Raw genomic sequence first — 9,294 nt, forward strand, 5'->3', positions numbered from 1 at the left:
TCCGGGGTTGCAGCCCACGGTCGGAGCCGATCAGCTTGAACGTGCAAGGGGAAGGCGGTGAAACGGTCACGGATATGACTTTCATCCGTCCCAGCAAACGGTATCATTCCATCTGACTTTATCTAGCAGTAAACGGAGCATATTATGAACGCAGACCCGATGATATTTGTCAATATAGGATGGATGAAAGACTACGCTGGCCCATCCGCGAGCGATACGCCCATAGGTGGTCACGGATATCTCAAAGAAGGCAACATAGGGCACGAGGTTTTTAATTTCTCTTTTATTGATGGCAAAGTCTATGGATACGTGCCTCGTTCCGCTCGCATCAACCTCAAGAGACTGGGCGGCTCATCATCCGATGAGTTCGTAGCCCCGGTCACAGTCGTCTGGATTGCTAGAAATCCTAGTGATAAGAAGACTTATATTGTCGGCTGGTATGAAAATGCTTCTATTTTCAAAGACAACAATCATATCAAATTGAAGCGCAGCAAGGATTTCAATGTCAGCTATCAGATTGAGGCTCCATCGGATAAGGCGACTCTGCTGCCAATTGACCAACGCTTGTTCAGAATCCCTACTGCGAAGGAGGAAGGCAATCTGGGACAGAGTCCGGTGTGGTATGGTGGAAAAGACGAGTTCCGCGCATCGGTAGCTGCCTATATCACTGCGGATGGTGTGTTCGCCGAGAAGCCGAAAGCCGGATCGAAGGGGGGCAAGCACCAAACTGATCCAGAATTGCGAAAGCGGATAGAGCTTGCTGCGGTTCGGCATGCCACTGCCTATTATCGATCAAGAGCAGGTGGCTCCCAAGTCGTCGACTCTGTCGAGAAGGATGGTATTGGATGGGATTTGAACGTTACTGCTCCTACCGGTGCAGTGTTGAAGGTCGAGGTGAAGGGGTTAAGCGGCCGGGATCTTGTGGTAGAACTGACACCTAACGAGTTCGCAAAAATGAGGAGCCTGGAACACCGGGCGCAGTATGTCATCTACGTAGTCACAGAGGCACTGATGCCAGAAGCTCGCAGCCACGTTTTCAGGCACAATGCGGAGGCTAGCAAGGGTGGCGATCTCGTGTGGGCAACAGCCGATGGCCGGCAGCTTAAGATCGAGCAGATCATCGCGGCAAGGCTCTCGTACGCTACGAAATAAATACCTAAAATCCATACAAGAAGTTGGAAGGTCTGCTTCAGTGTGAAGGGTGAGGAACCGCTACCTACCCCGAGTAGTCATTCATTCATGGCAGCGTTCCATGCCGTCAAGCTGGTTGAGTTTAGACCGTTGCAGCTTGACCGTTCTGAGGGCTACCGAGGGTGACGAGCGTGGTCGGCACACTGAAACTAATATCCGCGCGCAACCTGGCATGTGTCTGGTCAGGGTTGGAGCTTAGGTTCGATCCAGAACCCTTTTCACTTGTGCAGCCGACCAACACGTTTGACCGCGAGGGGTCGTGACGCGTCGGTCCGTGAGGGCAGTCGCGATCTGGCGTAGGGATGTGGCACCCGAGGCCCTGATTTCCTCGATGATCGGACGGAGGTCTTTCGCGCGATCGTCCGCTACCTTTACCCGTGTCGCAGACCCCCTCTTACTGCCAAGGTCCCGGTTACGGAGGTTCGACGGGTTCCCGAGCTTCACTCCGCGTGCTTTGGCAGCAGCGAGTGCCTTGCGTGTCCTATCCCCGATAAGCCCCGCTTCCAGCTCCGCGACAGCTGCCATCTGCTGAAGTAAGAAACGACCGGTGTGCCCCTCGATACGGGGTAGATCGCAGAACCGGACTTCGACGCCTGCTTCCAACAAGCGAGACAGGAATGCGACCGACCGGGTGAGCCTGGACACGTTAGCGACGACCAGGGTGGCACCGGTCGTGCGGCATCGAGCAAGAGCCCTGGTCAGCTCGGGTCGGTCAGATGCGCGACCACTCTCAACCTCTGTGAACTCGGCAATGAGATCCCAATCCCCTCCATTGAGGAAGGATCGGACGGTCTCCTGTTGCGCCTGGACGCCAAGCCCAGATCGACCCTGACGATCCGTGCTCACCCGGTAATAGGCGACGAATGCACCCTCACCCACGTGTTCCACCCCATACCCCGCACGTGTGTTATGTTATCATAGACGTTGGTTCTTGAAAATGTAACGCCTTGGTGTATGCCGAGTTATTCTCTATAATTCCAACTAACACCAACAATCTAGAAATAAATTTTATTATAATAATATTACAGATAATTTATGTGACAACAGCCGATACCTTGTTCGGTAATTGAGGATTATTTTTCAATTTGGTAGTATCACAATTTTTAAAAACGCACGTAGACACTGTAGATACATCAAGCGTTCCTTCAATCCTACAATCTTCAAATTCACAATTATCAAAACTGGTGTGCCTCCATGTATCAAACTCGATTACGCAATTAGAAAATAGACAGTCTTCGAATGTTGCACCGGAATGATCCTTCACTACACTATAGTAAATATAGCAATTAACAAATTTTACTAGAGAAGTATTGTATTGTCCAAATGAAATGTTATCTAGCTGTATCCCATATACGTCGATTGAGCCTAGACCTTCTTTGTAGTTGTCATGTACTTTTAGAATAGCCTCAAATGCCTTTGCAATATCATCAGGAGTTTTGTATATCATATCTAGCTTTTTTCTTTCAGAACTGCTTTCGTAGTTTTGTCGATCAGATACTGACGTATGTTTTGCGTATGATTTTAGAATTTGAAATGCTTCAGACCTGTATGTATGTTTTGTATTTATGGCAATATTTCTGAGGATTGATATTCCAGCAATTCGTACTGCTAATTTATCTGACTCTAATAGTTCCGTACTCTTTTGCAGGCGGTCTGCCTCTGCTCCAGCTTCTAAAAGGGCAATTTGCTTCTGGAAACCTTCAAGCTGCTTCTGACTCGTGAGTGCCTGTTTGTGGGCCGTCCAGCTTCTCCAGATGGCTAATGGCAACCCTATGAGGCCAGCGATTACTAAAGCAGATTGGTAGATCATTTGAACGCTTTCAGCCGCATTCTTGCCAGCACTGAAAGCATATACAGTTGAGACTAGTAGCAGGATGATCGCGACTACGGCTCCTCCCACAGTCCAGTTGGGAGCCTCAAGGCGATCAGCGAATTTGCGTAGATCGGACATGTGGTGGATTGCGAGGCTCTGAGGATTGAGGCACCTCGTCTATCGCATTATTAAGGGTATGATACCAGTGGTCACGGGGTTCGCACAATGATCCATATCGATGCTAGTAGATAGTCGAGACAACATGCCAGTAGGATTGATTTACGTGCAGTGGAGTTTATAAATCCAATGCACAAGATAGTATCTACTGATATCTATCAAAACAAAGGAGATACATTGTGATAACTAGATTGGCAAACGGATTTGATGTTTGGTGGAATAAGGCAAAAAAGATAGTATCTCTTGTGCTCGCACCCATATTATTGATTTTATTTATGTGGACTAGACAAGAAGAGACATATAAAATTCATGTCAATGCTATGAACGACATACTGAAATCGACCCAATATACTAACAATCTAAAGATAAAAACAATAACTGTTCCATTTGTGAGATCAATTCCTGGCGTAGATTTTCTCGTAGATAACGGATTTATGTCAGGTGAATACAAAGGATATTTCACAGTATCTAATAAATATGATAATAAATCTTCTAGGTGTGAAGCCAATACCTTCGATTATACTGCTAGACAGGTCGGATCTGATAAGTTTACAATGAAAATTGGAAAAGGCGATGTTGAAGAGTTGGCGGATTGTAACTAGCAATAGTAACCGAATTTATCTAGGAACTTATTGACATTCATATTGCATAATATATAGTAAATTACTAACTTGCTAGCAAGATAGGAAAATGAAGAAAGTAGCAATTCTTTCCCAGAAGGGGGGCACGGGGAAAACCACCCTCTCGCTCCATCTCGCTGTGGCCTCGGAGCGGGAGGGACGTGCCGTCGCCCTCCTTGATATCGACCCTCAAGCGAGTGCCGCTAGCTGGAGTGATATCCGGAACCAGGAAGCGCCGTCGGTTACCCCAATCCCTTCTACCCGACTCAAGCAGGCCCTCGCCCTTGCCGAACGGAGTGGTGCAGCCCTAGTCATCATAGATACAGCACCACACTCCGCTGATGCGGCCGTTGCCGTTGCCGAGGCAGCCGACCTGATCCTGATCCCCTGCCGCCCTGGTATCCTCGACATCAAGGCAATCGAGGCTACCGCTCGGATCGTCCGTCTGACCCGCAAGCCGGCATTCGTGGTTCTCACTCAGGTCCCTCCCAGGGCACCACGTTTGACCGAGGATGCGATAGCAGCTGTCCAGGGACACGGGCTGGAGGTCGCTCCGATCGTCATCCACCAGCGGTCGGCCTACGCACACGCCCTGACAGTCGGACAGACGGCCCAGGAATATGAACCTGAGGGGAAGGCAGCCGAGGAGACGGGCCGCCTGTTCGAGTGGGCTATGAAAATAATAAAACTATGATACTAGCAAGCTAGCATTACTCGTTGGGTAAAAACGATGGCATCTAAGCGCCCCAGCCTGTCTGAGTCGATGAAGTCGCTTGCGCAGGACACGACGCCAATTCCCGAGGTCCCTGTCGCGAAACCTGCAAAGCCTCCGAGTGTGATGGCACGAGCGGATATGAAAAAATTACTAGTTCCTGTAGAACCTAGCTTACATAAATCCCTTAAATTGCTAGCAGTTCAGCAAGATAGAACACTCGAGGATCTTTGCCGGAGCGCCCTGTATGAGTATCTGAAAAATAAGTAGTCTAAAATTTCCTTTTCTTTATTTTTTGTCTATTATACTGCTTTAACAAATCTTCTACACGAATTGTGGCTACATCTCCGCTGCCTATACTAACTTTACTCCATCTATCAATAATAACTTTATTTTCTTTCATCAAATTAGTAACAATTGAAAAAAAATCTATAATATCTTTATTGTTTAAGTTAGTCAAAATTTCGAGTATATTTTGAGGTTCAAATTCTACAACACCTTTTAAGTTGAATATATTATTTTCATTTAAGACAGTTACAACTGAAAGAGGACTTTGGAGATATGCAAGATCCAGATTACAAGCATATTCCCATTTCATTGCCGCAAGTATTTTATCTTCTATTAATGCATCACTCCAGTTTTGTGCCTCTATTAAATTAGATGGATTAAATTTTGCCCCTCGTAGATTAGTTTTATATATTTTCGCATCTCTAAAATTTGCCTTACTAAGATCCCAACCCGATAAATTTTGTTCGGAAAGATCGACATTACTAAAATCTACATCTGATAAATCTCCTGATTTTGGGTCTAAACCAGCCACAGCAACAAGTCTATTCAAATCATTAGATTGTTCTTGATACAAATCAAAAATGGCTTGCGCCCAGTTATATTCAACAGATGCCATTTTATACCTCCGCCCGACATATTTCGATTGATGTTCCTTCAACTTTCATACCCTGTGAAACTAAATGCTTTCTAATAATCTGTTTCGTTAATCTTTTATCAAGATCGGTTTTGAATATTTTCATTCTTATACGAGATGGGCTGGTGTCTTGAACTCTTAATACATCAACTTCTTCACCAAGATAATCTACAAATTTGATTTCATCCAATAATAAATCCTGCATTCTTGTATAAACAGATCCAGTAACACTCAACTGACTTATTTTAAGATTATTTCTTAAATAAACAATACAAGCATCTACGAGATTTCCGTCATCGTTTATTTGAAAAACTTCACCACGGAGTGCGCGAGGTATTGACGAAATCAAGTTAGATTTTGGTATAAATTCCCAATGAACATTGTTTCCGCCATTTGTAACAGATATATTCATATTTTCATATGATTTAGATTGGTTAATATCATAAGTTGTCTGTCTTTCTTTACCGTGCGATGCAGAAGCATTTGCTGATAATTTAAAATCTTGCTTTTCTGTCGTTACGTCAAATCCAGTACCGATTTTGAAATCTCTAGATCCACTCGATTTATTTGCGGTCTTTTCCGACTCATCAATTTTTTCAGAGACACCAAGTGGTTTTTGATGATATATTTGTGTTATATCTACCAATCTTTCTGATGTCGTATGATTTTCTGCATGAAAATCTATACTGAATGTTGCCTTTTCAATACCTAAACTAAAACAGACACTAATCTTCTCCCCATCAGTAGTCATTGCCAAACCTTTTAAATCAGAACTAAACTTAAAATTAAGATTTACCTTGATTTTGACACATGACTTATTATTCTGAATTGATTGTTCTTTATCTACAGTAAGCGAGGCAACTTTATTTAATGGATTGGCAGGATTATTTGAGTCTGGTGACTGATACTTCATTATATTAAATCCTATAAATCATATTATTTTGTAGGGAGGTTTGGTTTAGACATATTAACGATATTAGGCGGCAAAAGTTGCGTGTGAATTTCGTTTTCGATTGGCACGTGTGAGCAGCCCATTAACAAGGCGTTGACACGGCCCCGCTCGCGACGTGATGTGTATGGTGCTGTCCGGAATGCCGGAGAGTCGCGAGGAGAGCTAGAAACACGAAACCCGTCCGGTAAGGGACGGGTCGCATGCCGGCAGGGCCGGGGAAGTCAATTCTTGGCGGAATGATTTTCCTCGAAAACCCACTGCCTCGTCAAGCCGGAAATGACCGTTTCCGACGACAGCGGAGCTTTGCCTTGTATGCGGCTGCCCCTTCGGCCGGGTCCTCAAGCCCGAAGGATGAGTCATGCCCCATACACACAGGGAGCACGCTGTTACGCGCGTGCCGTTCCTATCGTCGTCGCCGAAGCTCCCACTCAGACGGTCACACAGACCGATCCTTCGCCACCGTAGACGGTCGTTTCGTCCTGACGCTGATACCGGTCCCTACCGTCTGCCGAAGGCCCTACAGGACCGTCTGACAGCGGCTCTGGCACCCTTCCGGAATGCTGAGGCGTCGTTCGCCTTAGCGGTTTTCCTCGCCCGCTACTGGTCATCCGATGCACGGCTAGAGGATGCGTTTCCGATCGATCGTCGTGCCCTCTCAAACCACAAGGACCTGGACCTGACCGAAGCACGGGTAAGAGGTGCCATAGAGACCCTGGAACGGATCGGTTTCCTAGAGCGTGCCGTGGCCCCGAAAGGGTCGGGTTATCGTCTGACTGACGACGGGTTACGCCGTAAGGCCACTCTCCGTGTCTTCGGTGACGGCTACCGGGATGCCTTCAAGGCCGCGAATAACCGACTGAGGCACCAGGATCGGAAGACCCATTGGACGGGTTCAACCGGCGAGAACCCGCCTAGGAGGCTTCCCCCCCAACCGTCCGCTCGATCGTTGTCCAGACCCCCAGCTCGTGCCTTCACACCTGCCACTAACTCACCCAAAAACAAAAACTCATTCGAAGACTCAGTGGTTATGGGCGAAGTAGTAATCATACCTGAAAGGATGGGCTCCTCACTTGAGGAGGCTATCGCACGGTTTAAGCGGGCTGGGGGATTCTAACGCGGATATTATCAGAATTCTCCTAAAGAGAACGCACTTAGGTCGGCATAACTGTCCTAAGTGATTGACATCTCACGACAAATAGGATTATATTTTAGGTCTACAGGAGGGAGTAGTGTAAGATAAAATCATATATCATTCCACTTATTCGTTCTTATTTTCATTGATTTAACAAGAGACCTATCACACATAATTCTAAAGCAAAGAGATTTATTATTAATATAAGATCCAACTTTATCATCTCCATATCCAAAACCTAGATGATATCTATAGCTATTTTTTATAGGATAAGAAGCAATATTAATTAGGTTTTCAGTCATTGATCTATTTGTATGTAACTTAGTCATGTGAACACAATACGACATTCCATATTTTTCGATTAGACGTGAAAGAACCTCATTATGATTATGATTATTCAATGCGATTAGAACATGAAAATGGACAAGAACACGGTCACCGTTCATCTCACGACTCATTCCGCCTGTTAAAAATTCTATTGATTCTATCTTTCGAGGACATTTATTATTATATAAATCATCTATATTGATAATTTCTATTTCGTGCCTGCCTTCAATAATGAGTCCTGGAAAGGTCCGACGCATCGATTTAAAGGTTTTGTGATTACCTTTAATGACGCGATGAACCTCGGCCTGATCAAGATCCACTATCTCACATAAGACAGTAAGGTGTCTAAGATCGTTGAAAGCAGCAGTATCATTATCGTTGTATTTCTCAGAAAACAACTTCAATACTCTATCTGATAAGAACTTTTTCTGATATTTCATGCACTTTATGCAATAAATAGATTGACAGTAGCGGCCAGTCTGACATTTATCGATATCCAACCACTGATTATGATAACCATATTGTGTGAGTGCGGCTTCTACTCTACGAACGACTCTAGTATAGGGTGGAAGGGGAGTTACCCCCCCTTCCTTGGACGATCCCGGCGACATTAATAATATTAATCCTGCTTCTGAGACGTGATGTGTTTTATAAGGTTTTCGACCCTGATCTTCAAATCAGAAGTTAGTTCCCCTCGATCACACGATAAAAGTTCCACACATCTGTTAAGGTCATTTAATGTCTGTAATCTTGCATTTGATGTTAGAAAATTACCTTCATGCATTCTATAATCAATTCTAGACGCAAGATTACCAAAGAATTCAATCGCCCTACTATTATTTCTGATACCATAATCATATGGATGCTCGCCCATAAGATATTCGACCATAGAAAGAATAACGTCTTCAATTTCTTCATGTAGATATTCACATATATTCGACATAGTTATTAGTTTCCTTTTTCAATGTAATTAATCAGAATTCTTCTAATCAGCTCTGATTTTGTAAGTTTGAATAATGCAGAATAATACTCAAATGAATTCATCTCATTCGATGTAAGTCTGAATGTTATTCTACGCCCTAGTTTCGTATTTCTGTTATTCATCAATTCTCCTATATAATGTCAGACATGTCTGACAATATTATATAGGACAAATACAATAGACTGATACAGAAATACTAATGCTGACAACGTTAAATAATCAATTTATTATGTATAAGCACTGGTAACGACCATATACCATTACGTAAGAAATGTCAATGCATTTCAACAAGTGTCCATATGAATGATTCAGTCCTACTCCAATAATAATAATGAAACCGGGTTCCGGGGTTGCAGCCCACGGTCGGAGCCGATCAGCTTGAACGTGCAAGGGGAAGGCGGTGAAACGGTCACGGATATGACTTTCATCCGTCCCAGCAAACGGTATCATTCCATCTGACTTTATC

General features: G+C 44.5%; 8 protein-coding genes. 3 read left to right on the plus strand and 5 right to left on the minus strand.

Annotated features, from left to right (window positions below; all coding sequences use genetic code 11):
* Nucleotides 1-144 precede the first annotated feature (144 nt).
* On the plus strand, nt 145-1,152 hold the full coding sequence (locus ACS5PV_RS32410; protein ID WP_455399425.1) for a DUF3883 domain-containing protein: 1,008 nt from the start codon (nt 145-147) through the stop codon (nt 1,150-1,152).
* 234 nt (nt 1,153-1,386) lie between these two features.
* On the opposite strand, the gene ACS5PV_RS32415 is transcribed toward ACS5PV_RS32410, so the two are convergent.
* The gene (locus tag ACS5PV_RS32415; RefSeq protein ID WP_455399426.1) at nt 1,387-2,079 is read right to left on the minus strand and encodes a recombinase family protein; all 693 of its coding nucleotides are present in this window, start codon (nt 2,077-2,079) and stop codon (nt 1,387-1,389) included.
* 145 nt (nt 2,080-2,224) lie between these two features.
* Complete coding sequence (locus ACS5PV_RS32420) at nt 2,225-3,142, minus strand: pentapeptide repeat-containing protein (protein ID WP_455399427.1); 918 nt, start codon at nt 3,140-3,142, stop codon at nt 2,225-2,227.
* Between the two features lie 218 nt (nt 3,143-3,360).
* Between ACS5PV_RS32420 and ACS5PV_RS32425 the strand changes: the two genes are divergently transcribed.
* Nucleotides 3,361-3,783: a hypothetical protein gene (locus tag ACS5PV_RS32425; RefSeq protein ID WP_455399428.1), complete on the plus strand. Its 423-nt coding sequence runs from the start codon at nt 3,361-3,363 to the stop codon at nt 3,781-3,783.
* An 88-nt stretch (nt 3,784-3,871) separates the two neighbouring features.
* Complete coding sequence (locus ACS5PV_RS32430) at nt 3,872-4,495, plus strand: nucleotide-binding protein (protein ID WP_455399429.1); 624 nt, start codon at nt 3,872-3,874, stop codon at nt 4,493-4,495.
* A gap of 289 nt (nt 4,496-4,784) precedes the next feature.
* On the opposite strand, the gene ACS5PV_RS32435 is transcribed toward ACS5PV_RS32430, so the two are convergent.
* The 3 genes from ACS5PV_RS32435 to ACS5PV_RS32445 form a co-directional block, all read right to left on the minus strand.
* Nucleotides 4,785-5,417, minus strand: coding sequence for a pentapeptide repeat-containing protein (locus tag ACS5PV_RS32435; RefSeq protein WP_455399430.1), 633 nt, complete (start codon nt 5,415-5,417; stop codon nt 4,785-4,787).
* A gap of 1 nt (nt 5,418) precedes the next feature.
* Entirely contained in the window at nt 5,419-6,348 is a 930-nt protein-coding gene (locus tag ACS5PV_RS32440) for a hypothetical protein (protein ID WP_455399431.1), read from the minus strand.
* Nucleotides 6,349-7,629: 1,281 nt separating this feature from the next.
* Nucleotides 7,630-8,286, minus strand: coding sequence for a hypothetical protein (locus ACS5PV_RS32445; RefSeq protein ID WP_455399432.1), 657 nt, complete (start codon nt 8,284-8,286; stop codon nt 7,630-7,632).
* Nucleotides 8,287-9,294: the final 1,008 nt, after the last annotated feature.

This window comes from Methylobacterium sp. Gmos1, from assembly GCF_053764715.1.

What these genes read in the sequence shown, in the direction of transcription:
- ACS5PV_RS32410 (WP_455399425.1), top strand. Translation starts at nt 145, where the DNA reads ATGAACGCAGACCCGATGATATTTGTCAATATAGGATGGATGAAAGAC.
- ACS5PV_RS32420 (WP_455399427.1), bottom strand. Translation starts at nt 3,142, where the DNA reads ATGTCCGATCTACGCAAATTCGCTGATCGCCTTGAGGCTCCCAACTGG.
- ACS5PV_RS32430 (WP_455399429.1), top strand. Translation starts at nt 3,872, where the DNA reads ATGAAGAAAGTAGCAATTCTTTCCCAGAAGGGGGGCACGGGGAAAACC.
- ACS5PV_RS32435 (WP_455399430.1), bottom strand. Translation starts at nt 5,417, where the DNA reads ATGGCATCTGTTGAATATAACTGGGCGCAAGCCATTTTTGATTTGTAT.
- ACS5PV_RS32440 (WP_455399431.1), bottom strand. Translation starts at nt 6,348, where the DNA reads ATGAAGTATCAGTCACCAGACTCAAATAATCCTGCCAATCCATTAAAT.
- ACS5PV_RS32445 (WP_455399432.1), bottom strand. Translation starts at nt 8,286, where the DNA reads ATGAAATATCAGAAAAAGTTCTTATCAGATAGAGTATTGAAGTTGTTT.